The 24,775-nt window shown below is 62.8% G+C and carries 20 protein-coding genes; all 20 read right to left on the reverse strand.

From position 1 onward, the window contains the following. Positions 1–45: 45 nt before the first annotated feature. The 20 genes from G7Y54_RS06935 to G7Y54_RS07030 all read right to left on the reverse strand — a co-directional run bounded on the left by G7Y54_RS06935 (position 46) and on the right by G7Y54_RS07030 (position 24,759). Positions 46–1,194, reverse strand: coding sequence for a glycosyltransferase family 4 protein (locus tag G7Y54_RS06935; RefSeq protein ID WP_165078567.1), 1,149 nt, complete (start codon positions 1,192–1,194; stop codon positions 46–48). Next, positions 1,194–2,027, reverse strand: coding sequence for a glycosyltransferase family A protein (locus G7Y54_RS06940; RefSeq protein WP_165078568.1), 834 nt, complete (start codon positions 2,025–2,027; stop codon positions 1,194–1,196). Before G7Y54_RS06940 ends, G7Y54_RS06935 begins: the two co-directional genes overlap by 1 nt. Next, positions 2,000–3,943, reverse strand: a complete 1,944-nt coding sequence (locus G7Y54_RS06945) for an ABC transporter ATP-binding protein (protein WP_241159403.1) — start codon at positions 3,941–3,943, stop codon at positions 2,000–2,002. Before G7Y54_RS06945 ends, G7Y54_RS06940 begins: the two co-directional genes overlap by 28 nt. Before the next feature lie 88 nt (positions 3,944–4,031). Beyond that, entirely contained in the window at positions 4,032–4,715 is a 684-nt protein-coding gene (locus G7Y54_RS06950; protein WP_165078569.1) for a glycosyltransferase family A protein, read from the reverse strand. Between the two features lie 176 nt (positions 4,716–4,891). Beyond that, positions 4,892–6,022 carry an FkbM family methyltransferase gene (locus tag G7Y54_RS06955; protein WP_165078570.1) on the reverse strand — a complete coding sequence of 377 codons (1,131 nt, stop codon included), beginning with the start codon at positions 6,020–6,022 and terminating at the stop codon, positions 4,892–4,894. A gap of 294 nt (positions 6,023–6,316) precedes the next feature. After that, positions 6,317–7,120, reverse strand: a complete 804-nt coding sequence (locus tag G7Y54_RS06960) for a class I SAM-dependent methyltransferase (RefSeq protein WP_165078571.1) — start codon at positions 7,118–7,120, stop codon at positions 6,317–6,319. Then, positions 7,117–8,106, reverse strand: coding sequence for a radical SAM protein (locus tag G7Y54_RS06965; RefSeq protein ID WP_165078572.1), 990 nt, complete (start codon positions 8,104–8,106; stop codon positions 7,117–7,119). Before G7Y54_RS06965 ends, G7Y54_RS06960 begins: the two co-directional genes overlap by 4 nt. A 37-nt stretch (positions 8,107–8,143) precedes the next feature. Continuing rightward, the gene (locus tag G7Y54_RS06970; RefSeq protein ID WP_165078573.1) at positions 8,144–9,118 is read right to left on the reverse strand and encodes an FkbM family methyltransferase; all 975 of its coding nucleotides are present in this window, start codon (positions 9,116–9,118) and stop codon (positions 8,144–8,146) included. A gap of 15 nt (positions 9,119–9,133) precedes the next feature. Beyond that, positions 9,134–10,561, reverse strand: coding sequence for a glycosyltransferase (locus G7Y54_RS06975; protein ID WP_165078574.1), 1,428 nt, complete (start codon positions 10,559–10,561; stop codon positions 9,134–9,136). A gap of 34 nt (positions 10,562–10,595) precedes the next feature. Next, positions 10,596–12,392: an asparagine synthase (glutamine-hydrolyzing) gene (asnB, locus tag G7Y54_RS06980; RefSeq protein WP_165078575.1), complete on the reverse strand. Its 1,797-nt coding sequence runs from the start codon at positions 12,390–12,392 to the stop codon at positions 10,596–10,598. A 184-nt stretch (positions 12,393–12,576) separates the two neighbouring features. Beyond that, entirely contained in the window at positions 12,577–13,806 is a 1,230-nt protein-coding gene (locus tag G7Y54_RS06985; protein WP_165078576.1) for a glycosyltransferase, read from the reverse strand. Positions 13,807–14,145: 339 nt separating this feature from the next. After that, the gene (locus G7Y54_RS06990) at positions 14,146–15,411 is read right to left on the reverse strand and encodes a glycosyltransferase (RefSeq protein ID WP_165078577.1); all 1,266 of its coding nucleotides are present in this window, start codon (positions 15,409–15,411) and stop codon (positions 14,146–14,148) included. A gap of 21 nt (positions 15,412–15,432) precedes the next feature. Next, positions 15,433–16,515, reverse strand: coding sequence for a glycosyltransferase family 2 protein (locus G7Y54_RS06995; RefSeq protein WP_165078578.1), 1,083 nt, complete (start codon positions 16,513–16,515; stop codon positions 15,433–15,435). A gap of 85 nt (positions 16,516–16,600) precedes the next feature. Next, positions 16,601–17,581: a methyltransferase domain-containing protein gene (locus G7Y54_RS07000; protein WP_165078579.1), complete on the reverse strand. Its 981-nt coding sequence runs from the start codon at positions 17,579–17,581 to the stop codon at positions 16,601–16,603. A gap of 125 nt (positions 17,582–17,706) precedes the next feature. Next, complete coding sequence (locus G7Y54_RS07005; RefSeq protein WP_165078580.1) at positions 17,707–19,542, reverse strand: rhamnan synthesis F family protein; 1,836 nt, start codon at positions 19,540–19,542, stop codon at positions 17,707–17,709. Between the two features lie 182 nt (positions 19,543–19,724). Continuing rightward, positions 19,725–20,762 carry a glycosyltransferase family 2 protein gene (locus G7Y54_RS07010; protein WP_165078581.1) on the reverse strand — a complete coding sequence of 346 codons (1,038 nt, stop codon included), beginning with the start codon at positions 20,760–20,762 and terminating at the stop codon, positions 19,725–19,727. 62 nt (positions 20,763–20,824) lie between these two features. Further along, positions 20,825–21,304 (reverse strand): PqqD family protein, encoded by a 480-nt coding sequence (locus G7Y54_RS07015; RefSeq protein WP_165078582.1) that lies wholly within the window; start codon positions 21,302–21,304, stop codon positions 20,825–20,827. 38 nt (positions 21,305–21,342) lie between these two features. After that, the gene (locus G7Y54_RS07020) at positions 21,343–22,452 is read right to left on the reverse strand and encodes a hypothetical protein (RefSeq protein ID WP_165078583.1); all 1,110 of its coding nucleotides are present in this window, start codon (positions 22,450–22,452) and stop codon (positions 21,343–21,345) included. Further along, on the reverse strand, positions 22,442–23,569 hold the full coding sequence (locus tag G7Y54_RS07025) for a nucleotidyltransferase family protein (RefSeq protein ID WP_165078584.1): 1,128 nt from the start codon (positions 23,567–23,569) through the stop codon (positions 22,442–22,444). Before G7Y54_RS07025 ends, G7Y54_RS07020 begins: the two co-directional genes overlap by 11 nt. 167 nt (positions 23,570–23,736) lie before the next feature. Further along, positions 23,737–24,759 carry an NAD-dependent epimerase/dehydratase family protein gene (locus G7Y54_RS07030; protein WP_165078585.1) on the reverse strand — a complete coding sequence of 341 codons (1,023 nt, stop codon included), beginning with the start codon at positions 24,757–24,759 and terminating at the stop codon, positions 23,737–23,739. Positions 24,760–24,775 lie beyond the last annotated feature (16 nt).

Consider the following 24,775-nt stretch of genomic DNA (forward strand, 5'->3'; position numbering starts at 1 on the left):
AGGATGCCAAAGGGGCGGCAAAAGGTCGAGGGAAAATCCGGGGCTTCAGCCCCGGCCCGCGACCCCGGCCAGCAGGCGCTCCCACGCGGCGAGCAGGTCTTGCGGGGCGTGGCGCGGCAGGGCGCGGCCGGGCGCGCCGTTCGCAAGAACCTGGCCGAGGCGCGCGGCCAGCTCGGCCGCATCCGGGGCCACGAAGCAGGCGCCGTCTTCGGGGCGGGCGAGCTCGGGGCCGCCCCCGCAGGACGAGGCGAGAAAGGGAATGCCGCTTTCCAGGCACTCGCTGACCACGCAGGGCGAGTTCTCCCGCAGGGAGGGCATGACCGCGAGCCGCCCGGCCCCGCAGAGATAGGCGCGCGCCGCGCCGGCATCAAGGCCGGTGTGGAAAGTGGGCGTCACGCCGGCCTGCGTCAGCGGCGCAAGCCACGCCCGCACCTGCTCCGGCGTATAGCCGCCCTCGCGCCCGAGAAAGGTCACTTCGCGCCCGGCGAGCAGTTCCGGCGGGAGCAGCCGCAGGGCCTCGCAAAAGACGCGCAGGCCCTTGCGCTCCTCAAGGCGCCCGAAAAAGACGAGCTCGCGCGGCGGGGCCGTCTCTTGCGGCCGGCGCGGCGGCACGGCGCCCAGGGGCGCGGTGAAATTGGGGATGACATGGCTTTGCCCGGGGAGGCGCCAGCCGCGCTCCCGCATCCAGCCGAGCAAATAGGCGCTCGGGCTGACCAGAAAATCCGCCTCTTCGCAGCACTGGCGCTCCATGTCGTAGAGCCGGGCCCGGGGGCCGCCGCTCGCAAGCTGGCCGTTACCCTCGTCCACCCACTGCGCGCTGCCGTGCGTCACCATGCCGCAGGGCGCGCCGCCGCACGGGCGCTCGCGCAGGAAGGCCCAGCCGTCGGCCATGAAGTCATGGAAAAGGTAGCAGTCGTGCCTTGTGCCGGCGAGGGCGGCGGCCGCGGCCCTGCTGCGGCGCAGCGAATCGTGCAACAAGAGCCCCAGGGGCGCGATGACCGGCCTGAAGCCCATGCCCTCCCTGCGCAGCGCCGCCGCAAAGGGCAAAAGGCGCGGCCCCGGGCGCCCCGTATAGTAGACGGTGAGGCGGTGGCCCTTGGTCCGCAGGGCGTGGCAGAGGTTGCCCACGGCCGTGCCGATGCCGCCGTTGCGGGTGAGCGGCGAAAATTCGCGGGTGATGACGGCGATGTCCATCAGTGGCGCCAGAGGCTCAGGAAGCGCTCGAAAAACATGCACAGCCGGTAGCGCGCGCGGACCACGGCCGCGGAGAGGCATTCCAGCGGCAGCACGAGCAGGGGGTAGAGCACATTGAGCGCCACGAAGCCCGGCGAGCAGCCGTGCTTGCGCAAGAGGCGCATGCGGCCCCGGGCATAGACGCGGATCTTGCGGCGCATGGCCGGCCCCGCGGGCGTGGTTGCGGGGTGCAGCACCACGACCCCGGGCACGCGCGCGGCCGCGAAGCCGGCCCGGACGGCGCGCAGGGCGAAATCCGTCTCCTCGCCGGACTGCCAGGGCGTGCCGCAGCCCACGCCGAGGCTCTCGTCAAAGCCGTCCACCACGGCCGTGACGGCCGTGCGGTAAAACTGCACATAGCTCGGGCAGCCGGTGAACAGCCGCCACTCGGGGAGGGGCAGGGGCTGCTCGCCCTCGGGGAGGGGCCCCGGGTCGAGGGAGAGGGAGCTGCCCATGAGCACGCCGAGCCCAGGATGGTGCCGGAAAGCCGTGAGCACCCGCGCCGCCACCTCTGGCGTGTAGACGCAATCGTCGTCGGCGATGGCGAAGCAGTCGCCCTTTATGCGCGCGAGCCCGGCATTGCGCGAGCGCGAGAGGCAGGTGTCCGGCGAGGGATAGGCGCGGATGCGCAAGCCCGGGAACTTGCGGCACATGCCCTCGGCCACGGAGGGGTCGAGCCCGGGCGCGTACATGAGCACCACCTCGAAGTCCGCGCAGGTCTGGTGCGTGAGGCTGAGGAGGAAGCGCTCGGTCGCCAGCGGGCGGTCTACCGTGACGAGGATGATGGAGAGCACGCTTCCTCCGGGGCTTTCTCTTCCGCGGGCGTTGTTTCAGGGGCTGGCGTGCGCCCGGCCGCCGGTTGGGCGGCTTCCGGGTTCCGCGCGTCGGGCGACGCAGGCGCCGTGCCCGGCGTCCCGGTCTCTTGTCGCTCCTCCGCGGCCTGCGTTTCTCCCGCTTTTTCTTCCGCTTCCTCAGCGGCCTTGCGGGCTGCCGCTTCCGCGAGGCTGGCCTTGTAGGCGGGGAGGATTTCCGCCGGTGTGCCCACGGCGTGAAGGCGGCCGTCCTCGATCCAGAAGAGCGTGTCGCAGCGCTCCACCGTGCTCAGGCGGTGGGCGATGATGATGGTGGTGATGCCGGCCGGCAACGCGAAGATGGTGTTCATGATGCCGGCTTCCACGCCGCTGTCGAGGGCGCTCGTGGCCTCGTCGAGGATGAGCACCGCGGGCTCGGCGTAGAGGGCGCGCGCGATGGCCACGCGCTGCATCTGGCCGCCCGAAAGGCCGGCGCCGCCTTCGCCGAGGCCGCTTTCGATGCCGCGCTCAAAGGCCACGTCCAGCGAGGCCATGCGGCAGGCGCGGACCACGCGCTCCTCGTCCCAGGGCTTGCCCCACTGGCTGAAGGCCACGTTTTCCGCGATGCTGCCCGCGAGGATATAGGGATTTTGCGGCACATAGCCGATGCGCTCGCAATAGGCGGCGCGGCCCTCGGGGCTCAGGGGCTGGCCGTCCACGAGGAAGGCGCCGGAGGAGGGCTCCACAAGGCCGCTCAGGATGGCGGCGAGCGTGCTCTTGCCCGCGCCGGACTGGCCAATGATGCCCACGCGCGCGCCGCAGGGGATGGTGAAGCTGATGCCGCTCAGGGAATCGTGCTCGGCGCGCGGATAGCGGAAGGCCGCATCCTCAAGGGTGATGCCCTCGTGCAGGGCGAAGTCCGGGGCGGGCTCGACGCGGGCGGCGTCGGTCTCGCCGAGGGCCTCCTCCACCTTGTCGAGGCACTCCATGGCGCCGGGCCGCGTGCCGCGCACGATGACAAGCGCGCTCAACGAGCGGTTGAAGAGGGGCAGCACGCGCCAGGCGATGAGGATGATGATGGTGAGCACGCCCGCGATCTGGGGCAGCGGCGCGTCCAGGAGGCCCCACATGACGCCCATGGCCGCCACGATGGCGATGAAGCCCGCCGACTCCAGGATCCACGTGGGCATGGTGGGCGCGATGCTGAGGAAGGCGCGGGGCGGGGCGCCCTCGATGCAGGCGGTCTCGAACTTGGAATAAAACACTTCCTGCTGGCGGTAGATGAGCAGTTCGCGGATGCCGCGCATGGCGTTCAGGGTGGCCCGGCTCTCGTCGCTGCTGCGCGCGTTGGACTCGCGGCCCGCGCTGTCCATGAGCGTGCGCAGGCGCCGGTAGAGGAGCACGGCGATGATCATGATGCCGCCCATGACCACCAGCACCGGCCCCGGGGTAAAGACAAGGAGGGCGAGCGTCATGACGAGCGACACCAGCGCGTAGCTGTACACGGCCATGAGGTGCACCATGAGCCGTCCGAGCTCCGCCCGGCGCGTGAGCGCGTTGAACATGATGTTGCTGTCGCCGGAGAGGTGGCGGATATAGGGGCTGTAGAGAAAGTTGTGGAAGATGACATCCCCGGCGAAGAGCGCGATGCGCTCGCCGAGCACGTTGGTCTGGTGGGTGACAAGGGCCGACACCGCGTTCTTGGCGGCGATGAGGGCGGCCGAGAGCACGGCGCAGGCCAGCGCCACGCGCCTGAGGTCCTCCCCAAGGAAGTTCAGGGCCGGCACCTGGGCCAGGAGAAGCTGCGTGGCCGGATGCCCGAGCAGGCGCTCCGGCGCGGCCACGCTCATGGCCACGAGCGACATGGCGAGAATGGCGCCCACCTCCAGCAGGGCCTGGACAAAGACGCCGAAGAACACGAAGACCGTCTCCCGCTTCAGGGCCGGCGGCAGGATGCGGTAGACGCGCAGATAATCGGCGAAGCAGCGGGCGAAAAGGGCTTTCAGGTCAGATCCTCCGTTTTGCGGCGCGGAGCCGCTCCCGCAAAAGGCTCGCGTGGTCCCGGCCTTCCTGGTGCTGCATGGTCCTGCCCATGTTGGTGAGGTGCAGGCGCCTGTCCACAGTAATCGGCTCGATTTTCCGCATGGCAAGGCCCGCCTGCTGCGCCTGCTGGAGAAAGTCCAGGGTCTGCGCCGTGGCGCGGGCCTCGTCAAAGCCCTTTACCCGCCCGAACACCGGGCGCCGGAACAGCATGGCGCCGGACATGAGCCCGTGATAGGGCTCGGGCCGCACGGCGATTTTTCGTTTTTCTTCCTCGCACAGCTCCGGGGAGACGAAGTCCTGCGCCCGGGCAAGCACCATGTCGGCGTCTTCGGCCGCGTCCAGCGCCTCCAGCAGGGCCTGGAGCGCCACGGGGCGCAGGCGGTCGTCATGGTCGAGAAAGAGGATGAAGTCCCCCCCAGCGCGGGCAAGCCCCGCGTTCCTGGCGGCGGAAAGCCCGGAATGCGGGATGGACACCACCGTGCAGCCGAGCGAGCGCGCGAGCTTTGCCGTGGCGTCCGTGGAGCCGTCGTCCACCACGATGATCTCGAGGGGGGTGTCAAGCGCCTGTTGGCGCACGCTTGTGACCGCCTCGGCCAGATAGTTCGTTCCGTTGCGGCAGGGGATGATGATTGATAGGTGGAGTGACATATATACTCCCACTGGGAACGACAGCCATAGGAGAAATATGAGAGCGAAACCGATTTGATGATCGGCACAGGGGATAGGGCTACATGTTTAAGCGGGGCTTATCAATCATGCACGAATAAAGCCCCTCCACAAATTTCCCTAATTTTTTATGCACCAAGAATTCGACCTCAAAGTGGCTACTCTGGTTCACAAAAGAGCATGATTTCGGAGCCAAGATATTTTGTAATTGGCTGGTAAAAGTTAAATTTATAACCCAAGTTCAGGCTTTCTATATATGGCTTGATGCCATAAAGATCCTCGTAGGAGTGGTAAATGGAGATGATAAGGATGGGACGCTGGGTGGTGATGGTCTTCAGGGCACCCTTGAGCATCGCCATTTCCCAACCTTCTACATCGATATGGATTAAACTGACGGAATCTCCCGTTCGTGAAATGTAGTTATCCAAGGTGTCACAGGTTGTTTTCTCGTCTGGTGACATATTAGGACCTTGGAAGACAACTGAGGGCTGGACGCCTGGATGATCTGTCAGGGCAATATTCTCAACCCTTACATCGTGAATATCGTTCAGTGCGAGAGTTTTTTGGATGATTTCACAACTTACTTTTCCCGCTTCAAAACAAATAATTGGATTGGGGAAAAACTTGCGGAATATGGCAATCGTTTCGCCGTAAAGGCCGCCCACATTAATGAGAGCCCCCTCCGTTGGGACTCTCCCCTGAATCCGCTCCAGGCCGTGAAAGCCAGGAAAGGCACTGGGATCAAAATAATTAATGGGCAGCTTAATGCCCTCATATTCATAATAATCGTCGATATGGCGTATCTTTCGTTCGAACCATTCATATGCCGTGATGGCGTCCCTTTCTTCCTGTGTTACAAAGACATCGGAAAAGGTGGTGCAGAGATACATATTGCCAAGCCGCCAAAGCCTGTCCAGAATCTTCCGCAGGTTCTCCGCAGCCTCGTGGCTCAGGCCCGAAAAAAGGGCAGCCTCATTGGCTTTATGCTCGGCCTCCGATAAAGTGTATCTTTTTTTCATCCTCTCATAGAACGCTCTCTTACGCCAATTGAAAAGGGGGATTTGCGAGTACTGCCCGATCTCGGCATATTGCTTTTCCAATTCGGCGAATTGCTTCTCAAGTTTTTGCAGGTGGGCGTTTTGTGCGCGGAGTTCTTCCTGGGAAGAGCGGAGCTGGCCCAACGCGTCCAGAAAGGAAAAATATTTTTTTCTAAAATTTATGCGGCGTTTTGAGTCCCAAATCATCAGGGAAGCCAGAAATATCATCGTCCTGCATATGCGCTTTACCATGATCTCCTCACAAAACAGGAATGTGTGACCCTTTCCTTGCGGCCATCATCCAGAATTTTCCGCATGAGGCTGGCAAGCCCGTGGATTTTCAGGGCCGGCCTCATTCATCCCGGAGGCGCCGGACCCGGTCATGGCGCCGAAAGCGGGCTGCCGCCCTTTGGGGAGTGACCAAAGTTCATCCCCGGCAGGCGGGGTCAGCCCGCTCACCATTTGGGCCTGTTGCCCCGTTCAACAGCGCCCCCGCGCGTTCCGAAAGCGCTAGGGGCGCGCCCTCCTCCAGGCGGGAACAGCCGCTCATCCCTGCAGTTTCCTGAGGATAATGAGATTGTTCTCCCAGCAATCGGGCGTTTCCATCACGAAATATTTAATGACAAAGCCAGTTCTTCTACATATATACTGCTGAAATTTATGCATAAATTGTGGCGTTAAATCTTCAATGACATAGAGGCCACCGGCACGAAGGTACGGCTCGGCGTGATCGAAAAGGCAACTGGCCGCTTCATATGTATGCAGCCCGTCGTCGATCATGATGTCGAAGGTATCCACGCCGGCATTTGCAAAAAAGGCCTGTACCGCTTCCGGAGAGGTTTGGTCCATCCATGCTGTATGGATGCGCGGTTCTTGAAAAAGTGCGGTGCGGTCTATATCGGCGCCCCAGATCTCGGCGTGGGGGAAAAAGTCGCGCCATACGCGCAAGGAGGCGCCCGCTTTGTAGCCATTGCCGAAATTGCCGTGCTGCCCGGGGTTATCCGTACCCACGCCGCATTCAAAGATATGGCGCGCCGTTAAGCGGATGGGCGCAAACAGCGCCTCATACACTTCCGTGTAGGTATGCGGCGGCATGGGATAATACGGATGGTGCTTGCCGGATTTGCTGAGCGAGCCCTTGTTGCAGCCATAGCGGTCGCAGAGCAGGGCGAGCTCCCCGTAACCGGAGTCAGGCGCGTGCAGGATATTTTCCACTGCCCGGGCGGTCTTTTGCCAGAGGCGCTGCTCATGGACGAGCTTCCTGAGTTCGCCGTAGAGGTCAGGGATGGATTCCCCGGCTCCCCGGCTCCTGCGGATCTTTTCCCGCAAAAATTCCGCGCGCTGGCTCATGCCGCACCTCCCGGCAATTGCTCGGCGGGCATCACATCGCCTTCCGGGCGCACACAATGCCGGCACACTTCAAAATACGGCCTGGAATAGAATTCGGCGAACTGTTCCCATACATCAGAAGGGCCGCGCAAATCAACCACTTCACCCGGAGCGGCCGCCGGGACCATGCCCAGTTCATAGGCCGAAGAAGCCTTGGGGCAAACGGCGATCCGGCCGTTTTTGGCCTCAAGGGTCCGCTTCATCCAGCATAGGCCAAAATTTTTCCGGGTTGGCTCCGGGTCGGCGGCCGTCGGGCTCATGGGGGGTTCAGCCGACCAGGCCACGTCCCGCGCCATCTGGTGGGGGATGGCGCGCTCCTTCAGGCAGGCGAAGAGCTCCTCATGGCGCAGGCGCGGCAGGAGCGCGGGATTGACCGCATAGTTGCTGACGTGGAAGTAGATCTTGTCACGGTGGGCCGCGGCGACGCGCAACACCGCTTCGGAGGGCGGGAGGGTGCCGTTGGTCACCACCTCCACAACGCGGAACAGGGGGCTTGCGGCCGCAAGCGCAAGTATCTCCGCAAACCGTCCGTAAGCCAGGGGCTCGCCCCCCAGGAGCATGAAGCGGCGCACGGAGTTCACGGCTCCCTCAAGCGCGCGCAGATCGCGGGCGAAGTCTTCGGGCGCCAGTTCCACATGGGGCGTCCCGTGGCCGAAGCGCGGGCTATAGGCGTTGCAGTTCTTGCAGCGCAGGGTGCAGCGTGTCGTCACCGCGAATTGCAATTGCGGCAGGTTGATTTGGCGCCTGATGTAAAAATTTTCTATTTCCTCCTGCAGGAAGGTTTTTTCCATGAGCTTTTTCTTGGGGGGAGGGATGAAATGCCCCCGTTTCCAGAGCATGAATTCCAGCTGATGCAGGCCGAGGCGCATCTCCGCATTGCGTTCAAAATATCGGCTAAAAAAAGGTTGCGGTATGGCGTACTTTTTTTTCAGCGCTTCAATTTCCATGGCATCCCCCATGCCCCCGGCCACTCAGGGCCGCCTGTCAGTTCCGCGGCTGCCCCGCCCGGGGCACTTCGCACAACAGCATGATTGACGCCCACACGCTTGCATCGACGCCTTTAAAAAAGTCAAACTCGTAGCCGCAGTCCAGCTGCTCGATGAAGGTCTTGATGTGGAAGAAATCCTCGTAGCTGTGATAATTGCTGATGATGAGGCGGGGCTTCTGGGTTTTCAGGGTCTGTACCGCCCCGCGGAGGAAGTGCTGCTCATGGCCCTCGATATCGAGCTTCACAAGGCCTACCCGCAAGCCGTGCCGGGCAACATAGTCATCCAGCGTGACCGTCTCCGCTTCCACCCCGCTTGTGAGGCCCGGGTCGATCTGGCTGCTGCTGCCGTTGTCGGTCATGAAGACGCGGGTGCCGGTCGTATCCGCCAATGCCTGATCCACGACGGTCACAGCATCGCCCAGCAGGCCGGCATTGAGGCGCAATGTCTCCCGGAGAAGCGCGCGCATGCCCGGGTGCGGTTCAAAGGAATGGATGGGATTGCGCAGGTATTTCCGGAAGACCAGCAGCGAATCGCCGTGCGCGCCCCCGCCGTCGATGATCACGCTGTCCCCCATGCCGTCCAGCGTCCTCAAGGCGGAGAGCCCATGCTCGTAGAGAAAGACCGCGGGGGTGAATTCCCGGATGGGCAGCAGGAAGTCCTTGTAGCGGAAGGCGCCGTTGTTGGGGACGATTTCCTTGGTAAAGGCTTCGTAGCGCGTGAAGGCCTCCCAGTCCTCGCCCTGGTACAGGTCCCGGTAGCTCCTGACCGCGGGGTCAAGAAGTTTTTGCCGGCGTCCAATGATGGCATCGAGATGCCGCGCCGCCTCGGGCGCAAGGCCACGGTAAAGGCCCTTGAGGTCTGCCTGGTGAGCCTCGGGGCCGCGCTTTTGCGCCACCTCGTGGAAGTTTTTGCGCTCGCCGGCCCTTTGCGCCGCAATGAGGGCCTGTTGCATCCGTTCACGCATGTCCATGACAGCTTCCCGTGTTCAGGGCAGGGGGATATGGGAGAGGGCCGCCATGTGGCGGAACATCTGGAGATAGCGCCCCGCCACAAGGGCCGGGTTGAAGGTGGCCTCGGCCAGGCGCCGGCATTCCCAGGCCATGGCCTCGCGGCGCCAGCCCGGCAGGGCGAAAAACTCGCGGATCTTGTCGGCCAGGCTGCTGCACTGGCCCGGCCCGGGTTCATAGGGCGCGGGCTGGATGAGTTCCCCCTCCGGCGAGAGCGGCAGCCCCGGATGTCGTGCCAGAAAACCCGTCACCCCGTCAATGACCACGTCTTCCGAGCTGAAGCGGTCAAAACAGATGACCGGCGTTCCGCAGGAGAGCGACTCGTTGACCGTATTCGGCAGGTTGTCCTGGAACGAGGGGCTTACGAACACGTCCGCCGCGGCGTAGATGTCGGCAAGGGTGTGCACGTCGTCCACCCAGCCCAGGGACTGGGCCTCAAGCCCGGAGCCTTGCAGGCGGGCGAGAAAGGGGGCGTCCGAGCCGAAAAACAGGACGCGGGGGGGCTGACCCTCCCAGGTGCCTTCAAGCTGCCGCAAGGCCTCGCACAGGACCTGGCCGCCCTTGTTCTTGCGCAAGCCCGCGCTGCCGGTAAGGAGGATGGGCCGGTCATCGGGAAGGCCCAGCGCCTTGCGGGCCACGGCGCGCGGCTTGGGGCGATAGACATCCAGCCTGACATCGGTGGGGATGACCGCGCGGGGAAACTGCCTTCCTAAAATGCTTTGTCCTATCTCGCGACCAAGCCATCTGGAAGGAGTGACGACCGTAAAATTGCGGGCAGCGGCGTATCCGAGTTTTTTACGCTGGAAGACAGTGGCGCAATTGTCTTTATTATCACTGCTTTTCCCGAGTATGGGGCAGTCCTGGCAGCCGACATCCTGCCATTTTGTACACCCCGCCGTGCATGAGCAAAACCCGGTAAAAGGATTGGCGGTGCAGCTGAGTAAAATCGTCTGCTTATGGGCCAGCGTCGAGGAGATCTTGTCGGCATCGATGAGCAAGCCGAAATGCCCCAGCAAGACCAAATCGCACTTTTGAAAGCCGGCATCTGACGCGAGCGGAACATGAAGATCACCGGCTGTAAAAAAATATTCATATTCAGATTTAATATGGGGATGTTTTTTAATAAATAAATTTTGTAATACTGTAAACTTATATAAATAGTCTTTTCCTTTGTCGTGAATGGTCACACGATTGGTTATAGAAGAGTCAAAATACGACTGTGCTTTTATTTTTCTTGTTAAATTAAAAAGAAAAATATTTGCCCCAATTTTTTCAAAGGAAGCAGCAAGGCGTTCAAAAGGGCCAGCAGGAAGGTTGCTTATAATGGCGATACTTGGCAAGTCCTTTACCAACCCAGAAATGTCAGCATAAGAGAGCATGGCGTCCCTCAAGCGCGGAAATTGCATACAATCGCCTGCAAATCCCGGGAATGTCCCTGAATCATTCGGCGCCGGCCTGGGCTTCCCGCCAGGCCTGGAACATCAATGCGGCCCAAATTCCATCCACATATACCTTGCCCGCGAGGGTATCCCTCCACATCCGGGCCACCGCATCCGGGTTCAGCCAGCCTTCCCTGCGCAGGCGGTCGGGCGCCAGCAGACTCTCCGCCCACTCGCGCAAAGGCCCGCGCAGCCAGAGCAGGAGCGGGCAGCCAAAGCCCTGCTTGGGGCGATCCGTCAGCACGGGGGAAACATAGTGGTCAAGGATGTGCCGCAGGGGCCACTTGCCCTTGCCGCAGGCGCGCCTGAGCTCGGGCGGCATGCGCCAGGCAAGCGCATAGATGCGGTGGTCGAGCAGAGGCGGGCGTACCTCAAGGGAGACAGCCATGGAGGCGCGATCCACCTTGGTCAGGATGTCGCCGGGCAGATAATGCTCGGTGTCGATGAGCTGGGTAAGCTCCGCGTCGTTCTCCAGCATGCTGTCCGCAATGCCCTGAACGAAGTAGGCCGAAGGCGCCCTTCCCCCGGGCACGGGGTTCAATCCCATCCAGCGGCCGAAGTGGTTGCGCTGGTAGAAGACGGAGCGGCTGAGCCCCACGGGGATTTTGCGCGGGAGCGTACAGCCTGCCTGCGCATAGCCGCCAAAGAGTTCGTCACCACCGTCGCCGGACAGGGCCACGGTAACGTCACGTCTTGTCAGTTGCGAGAGGAAAAACGTGGGCATCTGCGAGCTGTCCGCAAAGGGGCCGTCATAGATGTGTGGCAATTGGGGAATGAGCCTGATGGCGTCCTCGCCGGTGACATAAAGTTCCGTATGCACCGTGCCCAGGGCCTCGGCTATGGCCTTGGCATAGGGAGCCTCATTGAGTTCCGCCTGCTCGAAGCCGATACTGTAGGTACGCACCGGGGTGGGGGAAGCCTCCTGCATGAGGGCGACCACGAGGGAGGAGTCGATGCCCCCGGAGAGGAAGGCGCCGATGGGCACATCGGACACCAGGCGGCGGGAGACCGCGTCCCGCAAGAGGGCGTGCAGCTCGTCCAGAGCCCCGCGGTGGTCACGCACGCGGTTTGCCACCCCGGCGAGCGCCACCTTGCGGGCGCTCCACCATTCTTCTTCCTGCGGGGCGTCGCCTGGGCGGACGCGGAGCAGGTGGCCGGGCTTGAGCTGGTGAACCCCGGAAAACAGGGTCAGGGGCGGCGGCAGGTAGCCGCTGCGGAAAAAGGCCGCCAGCATGTGCCGGTCGATGTCGGGATGGAAATCCGGGTGCTGGTGAAGCGCCTTGAGCTCGGAGCCGAAAAGCAGCTGGTTGTCGCACACGGCCCAGTAGAGCGGCTTGATGCCAAAGCGGTCGCGGCCGAGGATAAGTGTACGCTCCCTGGCGTCCCAAAGGCCAAAGGCGAACATGCCGATGCTTTGCTCAAGGGCGCGGCCCACGCCGAGCACGGCGCAGGCCTCGAGAAAGACCTCCGTATCCGAGCGGCCGCGCCACGGGATGGTCTGCCCGGCAGCGGCCTCAACCTCCCGGCGCAGGTCCTCCGCATTGTAGATCTCGCCATTGTAGGTGAGCACATAGCGGCCGTCGTGGGAGCGCATGGGCTGCGCGCCGGCCAGGCTGGTGTCGCGGATGGAGAGGCGCCTGTGCCCGAGGGCGATGCCGGCGTCCGCGTCCAGCCACAGGCCCTCGCCGTCGGGGCCTCGGTGGGCTAGCACGCGCGTCATGCGCGCAAGGATGCCCTCGGCGTTTTCAAGGGAGGGCAGGATACCTGCAAGATTATAGAACCCGGTGATACCGCACATGCGCATTCCTTATGACAATGACTCGTATGCAGAGCCGCGGCCGGAGCATGGGGCCCGCGTTGGCGGCCGTATCCTCTTTACCGCAGATAGGGGTGGAAGTCTTCCAAAAAACTGTTGGGGAACGGCGGGGAAGGAAACGCAGTTTTTGGACCAGGCCTGTAACGCCGGTGGCAGGCGCGGCGCTTCAGCATCCCTTGCAGGGCGCCTCGGCGAGCAGCGTCTCGTATCTTTGGAGCACACGGTCGCCCAGTTTCTTCAGGCTGAACTCCTCCGTTATTCTTTGCCGCCCGGCGGCGCCGAGACGGGCCCGCAAGGCGGCGTCGTCCAGCAGGGCCAGCACGCTTGCCGCCATGGCGTCCACGTCCCCTGCTTCGTGCAGAAAACCCTCCTGTCCGTGGCGCACGAGGTCCGGAATGCCGCCCACATTGCTCGCCACCACCGGGAGGCCCGCTGCCATGGCCTCCATGATGGCATTGGGGAAGCCCTCCAGCCGGGAAGGCAGGAGGAAGACATCAGCGGCGGAGAGCAGCGCCGCCACATCGTTCTGCACACCGAGCAGGTGCACCCGCCCCTCAAGGCCGGCCGCGCGCACCATGGCGCCCATTTCGTCCTCATCGGTCATCTTTGTGCCGGCAATAAGATAATGACAGTCCGGCTGCTGGGGAAGGAGGCGGCTAAAAATATCGAGCATGGCAGCCGGGGACTTTTCTTCGGAAAACCGCGCGAGAGTCAGCACGATGGGAGAAGCCGGCGGCAAGCCCAATGCCTTGCGCAGTTCGCCGGCTTCCTGCCTTGGGCGCCCGGGGGTGAGGGCCGGGTCTATGCCGTTGGGGGCATAGGCGACCAGCTCGGGGTCGATAGCGAGCCAGCGGGCATAGTGGAGCGCGCCAGCCCTGGAGTTGGCCTCAAAGTGCGGGGAGGCACGGTCAATCAGGTAGCGGTACATCCGGCGCGTAAGCTCCGCGAAGTCACGGGCGAGGGTTTGCGGGTCAACATTGCGAAAGGATGCCAGGTGCGCGGGCACGCCGGCCAGGACGGCGGCGCAGCCCGCTGCGCAGTTGGGCGCGTCGAGATAGGAATGGACGACATGGGGCCGGAAGCGGGCAAAGGCCCCCGCAAGGAAAAGTATCCCGGTCTTCAGCGTGTGCGGCGCCGGGATATGGCCGAAAAAATCGGCATGCTCCCGGGAGAGGCGTATGCCTTGCTTGAGAAAGTCCGGCGACATCACATTGACGATCTCGACGCCGCTTTCCCCAAGGGCCTCCAGGTAATGCGCCTGCCGCATGTCCTTTTGCGCATGGAGCAACACCACATGGTGCCCGCGCCGGCCCAGTTCGCCGGCGAGGTTCACCATCTGCCGCTCGGCGCCTCCCGGCAGGAAGGTGGAGATGTAAAGACAGACGCTTAAGGACACTTGGGCCACTCGTCAGTGAGGCTTGCCTGATGCCGACGCTTTGCGACAGTGCGGTGGAGAACCGCAGGAGGGCGGCCAGCCGGCCCCGGGCGCACCGTTGTCGGGCGGCTCAATTGCTGTTGGGAAACCGCGCGGAGCCCTGTTTTCGCCGCAGGGCCCAACCAGAAAACTGCCCGGGCACGCTGCCAAAACATCCCGCTGGAATGCGGCCTTGCTGCTACCCGCCCGCTGCTTCTCCACCTGCGGGATGCGGAGTGCCCCCGCCGTTTCCAACGGAAAATCCTGGTTTATGGGCGCATCAGGGCAGCATTTTATGCGAATCCAGCCACCTATATAGCATCAGCGGCCGGATTTTTCAAGGAGCTCCGCATACCTGGCAAGGACACGGTCGCCCAGTTTTTGCAGGCTGAACTCCTCCAAGATCCTCTGGCGTCCGCCGTTGCCGAGCCGCGTGCGCGTTTCCGTATCGGCCAGGAGCCTCCGCACGCTTTCGGCCATGCCTTCCACATCCCCGGCCTCATGCAGGAAGCCGTCTTCGCCGTGGCGCACGAGGTCGGGGACGCCGCCCACATTGCTGGCCACCACGGGCACCCCTGCCGTCATGGCCTCCATAATGGCATTGGGAAAGCCCTCCACCCTTGAGGGCAGCAGAAACACGTCGGCGCAGGATAAAAGGGGCGCCACATCGCTGCGCACGCCAAGCAGGTGCACCGTGCCCTCGAGCCCGCGCTCGCGCACCATGGCGCCCATTTCTCCGTCATCGGTCATCCCGGAGCCGGCGATGACATAGTGCGCTTCGGGGTGTGCGGCATGCACACGCGCGAAGATATCCAGCATGGCCTCGGGGGATTTTTCCTGGGAGAACCGCGCGAGCGTCATGACAATGGGCGCTGCCGGGGGCAGTGCCAAAGCCTCGCGCAGTTCCCGGGGCGAACCGGCGCCCGGGGACATATAAACGGACGGGTCGATGCCGTTGGGCGTGTAGGCGATGCTCCCGGGGTCGATATCGAGCCAGCGGGCATAATGCAGCACGCCGGCTCTTGAATTGGCCTCGAAATACTGTGAGGTATTGGCCAGGAGATACCGGTAGAGCGGCAGGGTGAGGTCGGCCCAGGGGAAGCGGCCTGTGCGGGGGTCCACATTGCGGAACGAGGCCAGGTGCACAGGCGCCTCAGCCAGAAAGGCGGCGCAGCCACCTGTGCAATTTGTCAGGTCGAGATACGAATGGACGATATCGGGCTTGAGCTGGGCCAGGGCTCCCGCCAGATAGAGGATGACCATCCGTATGGAGCGCGCGGCAGGAATATTCCCGAAAAATTCAGGGCGGCGCCGGGATTGCATGATGCCCTGCTTGAGAAAGTCCGGGGCAAAGGCATAGACAAGCTCCACCCCCTTTTCGCGGATGGCATCAAGATAATGCGTCTTTTGCACATCTTTTTGCTCGTGGAGCAGCGTCACCCGCTGCCCCCGGCCGGCGAGTTCGCGCGCGAGATTGACGATCTGCCGTTCTGCCCCGCCGGGATTGAATGTGGAGATATGCAGACAAATTTTCAATGGCATGGTGGAATACCCGAGTTGAAGCCAGCGGGGCTGCCGCTGGCTCATGGAAGGAATTTCCTCGCCGCATCACGCCGGGGCTGGCCCACGCCCCCGTTTCTGCGGGCGTCCTGCGGCCAGCGCCTGCGCGGCCAGGCAACGCAATTTGCCTCGCACCATGGCCGAGGAGCCGGCACCCGAATGAAGGTCGGCATACTGTTTTACGATGGTCAGCAGAAAATCTTTGCCGTCCCGGGCAAAGAAGGGGAAGAGCGGTTCAAAATTCTTTTTGAGTGCTTCCAATAAGGCCTGTGGATAGCGGTGGATATTTTTTAGGGCATAGAGGTAGTCGCAGCAGAGAGCGCGGCTTTCGCTGTCCCTGCACCTGTTATACAGTACATCAACGCCATTCTCGAAGCATTGCCAGAGTTTATATATGTAGCCATCCGGGTCGGCGACATCAATATGGGCCCCGTGCAGCAGCTCGACGATGCGCAGCCGTGAAGCAATGGTGGACCGGATTTTTTCCTGCGAAAGGGTGAGCGATGCGCCGCTGTCCGGCAGTAAAAAATGTGTATAGACAAGATCATCGACACAGCGGAGCCGGGGTGTGGCGATCAGCGCTTCGGTGAGAAAGACCATGTCCGCGCCGAGGGCATAGCTCTCGTCAAAACGCAGTTTGCCCTGCACGAGGCCCGCGCGGTAGATGGCGCTCCACCAGTCAATATTGAAAAAAAAGCGGCTAGTGTCATGGATGTCCTTGTGCAACTGCAAGGGCGAAAGGCTCGCCTGGCCCTCATAATCAACGGTCTTCACCCGGCCGCGCACGATGTCGGCGCCGGTTGCCCTTGCCGCCTCGTAGAGCAGCCGGCACGCGTCCGGCTCGAGCATGTCGTCGTGGTCGAGGAAGGCAAGGTACTCGCCACGCGCGAGGGCGACACCGTGATTCCGCGCGGCGGATTCGCCGCCATTGACCGGCCGGTGCACCACGCGGAAGCGGCTGTCGGCCCCGGCGCGCGCGTCCAGCATGGCGGCGCTGGCGTCCGTGGAGGCGTCGTCCACGCAGATGATTTCAAGCTCTGGCTCGGTTTGCGCGGCGGCACTGTCGAGACAGCGCTCCAGAAAGGGCTCCGCGTTATGGACGGGAATAATGAGGGAAACATGCGGCTGCATACAGGCCCCAAAACTTCTTCAGCACCGAGAGCGATACATTTTTTAGAGGCTGGAGGAGGGTTTTCTGCCGCCCGCTGCGCGCCGGCTACGGCTTTACCTTCTTGTACATGCGCCACATGACCTTGCCGAGAGGATACAGGACTTTGGCCGCCACGGGATGCGAGGCCCGGATGCGTTCATACACCTGCCGGCGCAAGGGCACCCGCGGCGCGGGGGCTGCCGCGGGCGCCTGGCGAAAGTCCCGCCGGTGGTTGATGTTCTCGCCCACCATGTTTATGGCATATTCCTTGAGCATTTCCGGCTTTGTTTCAATATTTTTCTTCAAGATCGCCAAAAATTCAAAATTGCTGTTTTCGGGAACGAGAATCCTGTCGACGCCCAGGGTGGTCAATCCGATCTTTTGAATATAGGAAATTAAAAAGGCAAAACTTGCGGGAGTATATACAAAACCGTGGGCGTCATTATACGCGTCTTGCGTGTAAAGATCCTCAACGAGTTCATGGACCACATGGGGAGGGCGAAGGAAGTTTACTGTTCCGTAGTCGCCATTGCCGTCGGTCGCATAGGCGTAATAGTTATATAAGGAGGAAAAGGAATGGATGGCATGGTTTTCTTTATAGGCCTCCATCCATTGGCCTATGGTCGAGTAGGGCCGATAGTAGTCGAAGGTCCCACGCCGGTCAGGAATGACGAGGCAGATTTTGCCCTTGTCGGCCAGCGCGTTCTCACATCTCTGCAAGAAGCGGATGGGATTGGGGATGTGCTCAAAGTTATGGATGCCCACAATATAGTCGACGCCGCGATCGAGCCCGAGGAGATCCCGAAATTCCCTGCCGTTATCCACGGCATCCACATGCTGGATGTTGTCCAGCAGGTGCCTGACATTGCCATCGTTTTTATATTTTTCAACCAGCTCTTCCCTTGTCGCGTGATCAATGGAATAGATGGAATAGCCTTCCTTTCTTGTGGCAAGGGGATTGTAGCCGCCGCCAATTTCAATGCCCGTCTCGGAGGGCTTGAGCAAGGATTTTGTATAGGCGCGAAGGGAAGGTCGGGATTCATACATGGCTATTTCCAGCTGTGTTGGTGCCCCTGTCCCTGGCCATGGAGCAATGGGAAGGCGCATGCGGGGCGCGCACCCAGTGGCCGCCCCGGGGGAGCCTCTGGAGCGGCGGCAGTTTCCCTGTGTTGCTATTTGGGGGAAAGACGGCGCCGCATCTTTGCGCGCAGCAGCTCCAGCGTGGCGGGCTTTGTGCTGCGGCTTGCCGCCTGGGCATGCAGCCTGCGATACTCACCGAAAGCCCGCTCGTTCTGGAAGCCGGAGGGCTGCGTCTCAAGCTGCCGCGAAATACGGTAGTCATATCCCTGGTCCCAGGCCACATAGACGGGGAGACGCTCCAGCGCATGCAGCAGGGTGCCGTTGGTGGGCAGGGGCTCTTCGGGAATGTCGCGCCGTGCCCAGGGTGTTTGCCAGAGGGGCGCCAGCGCGGCCGGTCGATACCAGAACATGTTGCCATAAGAGAACACCAGCATCGACAGATTGGGAAAATCCACCTCGCGGGTGCAGCCGATACGCGCCCATACCTTTGGGAGAAGCTTTTTCATGTCCTGGTCCTGCTCATAGGAATACGGGAGCGGGGGAAACCTGAAGCCCGAGGGGATATCGGGAATCACGATGCCCAGTCCTGGCTGGCGCGCAAAGGCGTCCTCAATGTCCTCAAACCGGTCCAGCAGGCTCTCAAGCAGTTCGTCCAGCCACAATTCCCCGAAAAGCCGGTTTGCGGTGGGGGCCTTCTTGGTGTGGAGGTGGCAGGCCATGTCATACCCTGCAAGCTCCGGCGCCACCTGCAGCCATGGCCAGACATCGCGGCCCAGGTTTTCGCAGACCACGAGCTTGCGAAGGTTCAGCCCCGGAAACTCCTTTGCGAGCATTTCCCTGCATTCCGCCGCCTTGGCTTCGCTGTCGGTGGTGAGGAAAATATCCGCCCGGGCCCGGAGCCGTTCCGTGATGCGCGTCAAGATTTGGCGCAGAATGTCGGGATAGAAGACATGGATATGGATGGCGATGCGCTGCCTTGGTGGCTTCGCCCGCGCCCGCTTCTTTTTCGGGAGGTCATGCGACACGATATGGACGGAGACCTCCGGCGAAACCAGCCGCCCGAGGTGGTCACGGATCAGGGAAACAGGATAGCGGGAATGCTGCCGGATCAGCGGAAAGAGATACCTTGTTTCCGGCGGATTGTAGGTGAAAAAGGCCTTGACCTTGAGAAGGGGGTTTTTCTTCTGGAGCAGATAGCCCGGTTCCTGGGTGGTGACATTGGAAACTTCGGCTTCCTCCCTTGCCGCGTCGCAGAGAACTGCCGGCTTAAAGCCATGCCGGCAGAGATAGGGCGTCAGCTGGGTTTCATATTTCCTGATGCACGCCTCCACCCCCGTTTCGGGTTCCACAGCGCGCCAGAAATCGGCAAAGGGCGCCGAAAGGGCCGTCTTCTTGTTAAAACACAAAAAATAGGACTGGATGTGCTCGGGGATGCGCCCGTCGGTCGCCAGGGGGTCATCGCCCAGTTCTTCGCGGTGGTTGGTGAGGCCCCAGAAGTCCGCGCCCCGGGCCTCCATCTCGCGATGCACGGCCTCAAGTTCGAAGAGCGGCCCAAAGCAGGTGTCGTTCATCAGGGTCACGCTGTCATGGCGGGCGAGCCCCTCTGGCCCCTCATGGTCGAGGGCGACCTTCCAGGCATAAAAATCAAAGCCCGTATTTTCCCGCTCACGCACCTCGTCGCACAGGCCGGCCACTATGCGCCGCGCCTCTTCGGAGAGCGGGCTGTTGGAGATGAAGACGATGCGGGCATAGACCTTGCGCACCCGCTTCAACAGGTAGACGACATAATCCGCCAGGTTGCCCCACTTGTTGTAGTGGACAAACAGGAGAAGCCGCCGGGGGCGCCGCGCGCGGCGGCTTTTGGATGAGGGTGATGAAGCCGTGGCCGTTATGCCCATGCCGTTCCGTCCTGTATCCCGGTGTTTCATGTACGCCGCGGCTGGCGTACATCTGGCTGCCGGCACTCCGGGAAAAACGGGTATCGTTTCCCGGGCCGGAGGAAGAAGGCCCCGCAGGAGATGGCCGGGCGCCATCGTTTGCCTGAGGCCGTTCCAGGCGTGGGCCGTCGCAAAGCCCGGCGCCCCGGGGAGCTTCAGATGCTTCGGCCCGCCTAGCCCGGGCGCCCCGGCCTGCGCATCGTCGTCTTGAGCATCTGCACGCGGCGCAGTCGGTGCATCTGGCTCTCGACGCTTTGCGTCATTTCATTCTCATGGCGCAGGAAAAATTCATTTCTGGCATTGATGGCAAAAATTTTTTTGCGCAGGGATCGGGTGCAGGAATACAGAAATTCCTGCTGCAGCCCCGAGGCTTCATACAGCCCGGTGAGCATGTCCGTGAGGGGCCGGATGTCCTCATCCGTGGCGTCGGGCACCAGGGCGACGCCCTGAAGCATCTGCGCCAGGAAGGCGATGACCGGCATGTGCTGCGTCGAGACCCCGGCGTTCTTGACCATCTCCCCGATAAGGAGGCAGGCCCGCATGGTCGCGGCCGCCACCGTGGCGCCCTGAATGGTGCAGGTGACCGAGTGCGGATTTTCCGCATATACATAGATGGCGTCATCGACCACGTTGACAGCATTGGCCTTGAGCACGCAGTCGATGGTGAAGCAGGGGTCTTCCATGGTCTGCATTTGCTCGGGAAAGCGGATGCCGTGGCGCTTGATAAGCTCCCTCTTGAAAATGGCCGAGGTGAAGCCGATGGAGAACCAGTTCCTGTTTTCCCGGACCAGCGCATTGAGGCTATAGTGCGGCCTCGGGCGCACCTCTTCCTTTTCGTTGTCGAAGCCCCAGATGTCCCCCTTGACGATATCGGCACCCCGCGCCGCCTCATAGAGCAGCTTGTAAAACGAGAGGAACACGAAATCATCGCTGTCCACGAAGCCCACATATTCCCCGCGGGCCGCATCGAGCCCGCGGTTCCTGCTGGCGCCCGCGCCTTCGTTGACGGCGTTGCGCAACAGGCGGAAGCGCGGGTCTTTTCGCGCATATGCCTGAAGGATGTCCCACGAGCCATCCGTGGAGGCATCGTCGATACAGAGAATTTCCAGCCCCGGCAGCGCCTGGTGGCTGAGGCAGTCCAGGCAGCGCGGGAGCCACTTCTCCGTGTTATGGACGGGGACTATGACCGAGACTTTCTGGCTGTTTGCCATCATCCACCCATGCCGCCGGGCGCTCCTGCAGGGCCCGGGCCCAACGGGAACCCGGAGCCCGGCTACTGCTCCAGCTTGGACTCTTTTTGCTGGACGGTCGCCTCGTCCGTTTCGAGGGCGTCCTTGTCCGGCTGCCAGCCGGTATCTTCCTTCACTTCGTGGATGGGGTCGGCGAGGAGCAGCTCCTGGGCGTCGTTGTATTCCTCCACCATGAGGGCGAATTCATCCGCCTCGGCCACCGGGGCGTCGATGCTCACCTCCACGGCGCCGGCGCCGTCATTGCCATCGAGGACGATGTCAAATTCCTTCAGCTTGTCCACAAAGGCCGTGAGGCGCGCGTCCATGTCCGCCGGGGCGCCGGGCAGCGCCTTGAGCGCGGCGAGCACGGCCTCGGCGGAGGCGCCGGCCATGAGCGCGTCGAAGACGGCCGTGCCCAGGCTGTTCATGCCATAGTAGATGCCGGTCTCGGAATTGATGATGATGGCGATGCCGTCGGCGATATCGCTGAACATCTTGCTTTCATTCAGGGCATAGGTGGCCATAGGCGTTCTCCTTTTTTTGGGGTGGCTTGCGTTCGGGGCTAGCGTCTTTCCAGAAATTCCCGCAGGCAGCGGGTGTTGCGCGCGATATTGCGGGAGAGGTTGAAGCGGTAGAAGGGCAGGTCGCGCACAAAGTCGTAAAGCTTGCCGATGGTGAGCGCGTCCCTGAGGTTGCCGGTGTTGTTGAGGGTGGAGAAGGCGAGCTCCTCGATGGCCAGTTCCCGGTAGCCTTCCTCAATGGAAGGTTCCTGGCAGTCGCAGATATTGGGGAACATGGCGAGCTTCACGGGATAGGCCCGGCGGAACTGGTCGTGGTAGGCCGCGATGTTGAACATGTACTTGTCTTTGCGGGCATTGTTGGAAAGGAACTTGCCGCGGAAACTGTCGTACATGGCCTGGTAGGCGCGCGGCGCCAGCGCGATGATGGAATAGATGGGCCATGCGCGCAGGTCGTCGCCGGGCTTGCGCCCGAGGATGAGATAGTCGTCCGAGACGTATTCAAAGCCGTCCAGCAGCGCATGCACCGACAGGGTGGACTTGCCCCTGTAGCCGAAGGCGCAGAAGAGCACGCCCGCTCCGTTCAGGCCCACCACGGCCCCGTGCGCCAGGCTGCTCCCGGGCACGTTGCAGATGCGGAAGAGGGTCTGCACGAAGATGTGCCCGCGCCGGATGATCTCTTCGGGGTCGAGATCCTCGACCGCATAATAATAGGTGTTGCTTTCCGGGTCGTAGGCCGAGAGGCTGCGGTCGCCGGGCTCAACGTCCAGAAGCCACCAGTGGCGCAGGAGGGATTCGTCGAAAACCTGCTGTGCTTCCGGCGCGGCCGTGCTGCCGGCAAGGCGCGCCACGCGCAGCTTGCGGTACAGGGGCCCATCCAGCACCCGCGTGAGCGCAAAGGCCGTGTCGGCCACGCTGCGCTCCTGCCAGATGACGAGGGTGGCGTCAAAGGCGGCCGCCTCCTCGCGCAGGGAGCACGTCATCTGCCGTTCCACATGGCGCAGGAAGGCGGCGGAATGGCAGATGAGGCGCACCATGCGCGTGCCGCAGTCGATGAACCTGACGATGGGCTCGGGGGCGCAGCGGCGCGCGCGCTCCCGAAGGACGGCATAGGCCTGCTGCCGGACGCCGCGCGGGACTCCGTCAAAACGCATGGCTCACGATCCCCCTCTTGTGGGCGAGGTACCAGCGCACGAAGGCCGGGTATCCGCGCAGTTTTTTCAGCAGCAGGAACTTGAGGATGCGGCTGCCGTGGCGCCACGGCTCGTTCTTGAGGTCCACCACGCGGATGGCCTGGCAATGGCGCTGGCGCGGCAGGAAATAGTCCTCGTCGAAGATGACGAGGTTGCAGAAGTCCTCGATGCCGCGAAGCTCGGGGAAGAGCTCTTCGGGCTCGGGGAAGAGACCGGGCACGGCCGCGTTCATGAAGGCCGCGGCGAGGCTCGTCTCCACCTCGTGGCCGCTCGCCACGGCGTCCTCGCGCACGATGTCCCAGTTGAGGGGGCTGTCGCGCTGGAGCCACGCGCAGTCTTCAAGCGAAAAGTAGATGCTGTGCAGGGTGGTGTGTTCGCGCAGGTTCTTGGTCAGGTTGGCCATGACCAGGAAGCAGAGGTCTTCGCGCGAGGGCAGCAGCACGTCCACCCCGAACACCGTGACCGGCTTCGCGCGGTCGAAGAGGCCTTGGTGGAAGGCCGTGTAGTCCCGGTCCGGGTCGAAGATGGAGTGATGCACGTCCACGGCGCTTTCTGCCTCGGTGTGGAAGTCCACCGCGTGTTTCGACTCTTCGCGGGTGTGCAGGTAGCCGAGGCCCTCGCCGATGCGCGTGGCCTCGTCGATGCGTTCGGCCGGGATGAGGATGTCCGCGTCGCCCATGGGGCGGGGAAGCTCGGGCCTAAGCGCCCGCATGGCCGCGCCCTTGAAGAGCAGGATGGGGATGCCGGCCTGGTTCAGCGCCTTGCCGATCCTGGAGAAGTGGGCGAGCGTCTTGGTGTTGGCGAAATGGAAGAAGCGGATGAGCCCGTCGATGCGCGGGCCCGCGTAATCGGAAAAGACGAGCTCGGGGTGCTCGCGCCGGGCATAGGCGAGCAGGATGCTCTTGCTCGAGCCCATGGCCTCGATGTCGCATTGCGCGAGGCAATCATCGAGCATGGCCTGGGTGGGCGCCTTGGCAAAGCGAAAGTCCAGCAGGCACTGGTCCCGCGCATTGAGGTGGGTGCCGCATAGCTTGGCCACCAGGCGCCGCAGGGCCGCGTTTTCCGGCAGACGGTTCATGAAAAATCCAGCCTCGTCAGGAAATTGGGCACAATGCCCGCAAATCCGAAAGCGGCACTATAGCGGCAGCGGCCATTTCCGTCAACATACGGGCTGTTGACAAATATGGCGAGAAAAAAGCCGCGCCGGCGCGAGGCCACCGGCGCGGCGGAAGCGGCGCTTTTTGCCTACAGGTTGGCGGCGTACCAGTCGCCCGCGAGGGTGAGGCCCTCGCGCACGTCATAGCGCGGGTCATAGCCGAGCAGGGTGCGCGCGCGGCTGATATCCGCGAGGGAGTGGCGCACGTCGCCGGCGCGGAAGTCGCGGTGCACGGGCTCGGCGGTGGCGGCCTCGGGCTTGTGGCGCACCACCTCGTCGCGGAGGAGCGCGAAGAGCTCGTTGAGCGTGGTGCGCTCGCCGAAGGCCACGTTATAGATGCGGTTCTGCGCGTCCTTCGGCGCCAGGCTGGCGAGCAGGTTGGCCTGAACCACGTTGTCGATATAGCAGAAGTCGCGGCTCGTCTCGCCGTCGCCGTTGATATAGACCGTCTCGCCCTTGATCAGGCTCGCGAACCACTGCGGGATGACCGCGGCGTACGCGCCGTACGGATCCTGGCGCTGGCCGAAGACGTTGAAGTACCGGAGCCCGATGCTCGGGAAGCCGTAGCAGCGGGCGAACACGTCGGCGTAGAGCTCGTCCACGTACTTGGTCACGGCATAGGGCGAGAGCGGCCGGCCGATCCTGTCCTCCACCTTGGGGAGCTCGGGCGAGTCGCCGTAGGTGGAGGAGGAAGCGGCGTAGACGAAGCTCTGAACTTTCGCGTCGCGGGCGGCCACCAGCATGTTGAGGAAGCCGTCGATGTTGCAGCCGTTGGTGAGCAGCGGGTCGTCGATGGAGCGCGGCACCGAGCCGAGCGCCGCCTCGTGCAGCACATGGTCGGCGCCCTCGCAGGCGCGCCGGCAGGTGGCGAAGTCGCGGATGTCGCCCTCGATGAAGGTGAAGCGCGCCCAGGCCTCGTCGCCCACGGCCGCATGCACCATGTCGAGGTTTTTCTGGTAGCCGGTGAGAAAGTTGTCGAGGCCCGTGACCGTCTGGCCGAGCCGCAGGAGCTGCTCGAGCAGGTTGGAACCGATAAAGCCGGCCACGCCCGTGATGAGCCAGCGCGAGGGCGCGGCGGCGAGGCGGTTGCGGAGCTGTTCGTAGGCGTTCATGGGGTCGTCCTGTTGT

The organism is Desulfovibrio sp. ZJ746, from assembly GCF_011039155.1.
Classification (GTDB): Bacteria; Desulfobacterota; Desulfovibrionia; order Desulfovibrionales; family Desulfovibrionaceae; genus Desulfovibrio.

Excerpts from the sequence above, each read along its gene's own strand:
- G7Y54_RS06935 (WP_165078567.1), bottom strand. The coding sequence starts at position 1,194 with ATGGACATCGCCGTCATCACCCGCGAATTTTCGCCGCTCACCCGCAAC.
- G7Y54_RS06950 (WP_165078569.1), bottom strand. The coding sequence starts at position 4,715 with ATGTCACTCCACCTATCAATCATCATCCCCTGCCGCAACGGAACGAAC.
- G7Y54_RS06955 (WP_165078570.1), bottom strand. The coding sequence starts at position 6,022 with ATGGTAAAGCGCATATGCAGGACGATGATATTTCTGGCTTCCCTGATG.
- G7Y54_RS06960 (WP_165078571.1), bottom strand. The coding sequence starts at position 7,120 with ATGAGCCAGCGCGCGGAATTTTTGCGGGAAAAGATCCGCAGGAGCCGG.
- G7Y54_RS06965 (WP_165078572.1), bottom strand. The coding sequence starts at position 8,106 with ATGGAAATTGAAGCGCTGAAAAAAAAGTACGCCATACCGCAACCTTTT.
- G7Y54_RS06970 (WP_165078573.1), bottom strand. The coding sequence starts at position 9,118 with ATGGACATGCGTGAACGGATGCAACAGGCCCTCATTGCGGCGCAAAGG.
- G7Y54_RS06975 (WP_165078574.1), bottom strand. The coding sequence starts at position 10,561 with ATGCAATTTCCGCGCTTGAGGGACGCCATGCTCTCTTATGCTGACATT.
- asnB (WP_165078575.1), bottom strand. The coding sequence starts at position 12,392 with ATGTGCGGTATCACCGGGTTCTATAATCTTGCAGGTATCCTGCCCTCC.
- G7Y54_RS06990 (WP_165078577.1), bottom strand. The coding sequence starts at position 15,411 with ATGAGCCAGCGGCAGCCCCGCTGGCTTCAACTCGGGTATTCCACCATG.
- G7Y54_RS06995 (WP_165078578.1), bottom strand. The coding sequence starts at position 16,515 with ATGCAGCCGCATGTTTCCCTCATTATTCCCGTCCATAACGCGGAGCCC.
- G7Y54_RS07000 (WP_165078579.1), bottom strand. The coding sequence starts at position 17,581 with ATGTATGAATCCCGACCTTCCCTTCGCGCCTATACAAAATCCTTGCTC.
- G7Y54_RS07005 (WP_165078580.1), bottom strand. The coding sequence starts at position 19,542 with ATGAAACACCGGGATACAGGACGGAACGGCATGGGCATAACGGCCACG.
- G7Y54_RS07010 (WP_165078581.1), bottom strand. The coding sequence starts at position 20,762 with ATGGCAAACAGCCAGAAAGTCTCGGTCATAGTCCCCGTCCATAACACG.
- G7Y54_RS07015 (WP_165078582.1), bottom strand. The coding sequence starts at position 21,304 with ATGGCCACCTATGCCCTGAATGAAAGCAAGATGTTCAGCGATATCGCC.
- G7Y54_RS07020 (WP_165078583.1), bottom strand. The coding sequence starts at position 22,452 with ATGCGTTTTGACGGAGTCCCGCGCGGCGTCCGGCAGCAGGCCTATGCC.
- G7Y54_RS07025 (WP_165078584.1), bottom strand. The coding sequence starts at position 23,569 with ATGAACCGTCTGCCGGAAAACGCGGCCCTGCGGCGCCTGGTGGCCAAG.
- G7Y54_RS07030 (WP_165078585.1), bottom strand. The coding sequence starts at position 24,759 with ATGAACGCCTACGAACAGCTCCGCAACCGCCTCGCCGCCGCGCCCTCG.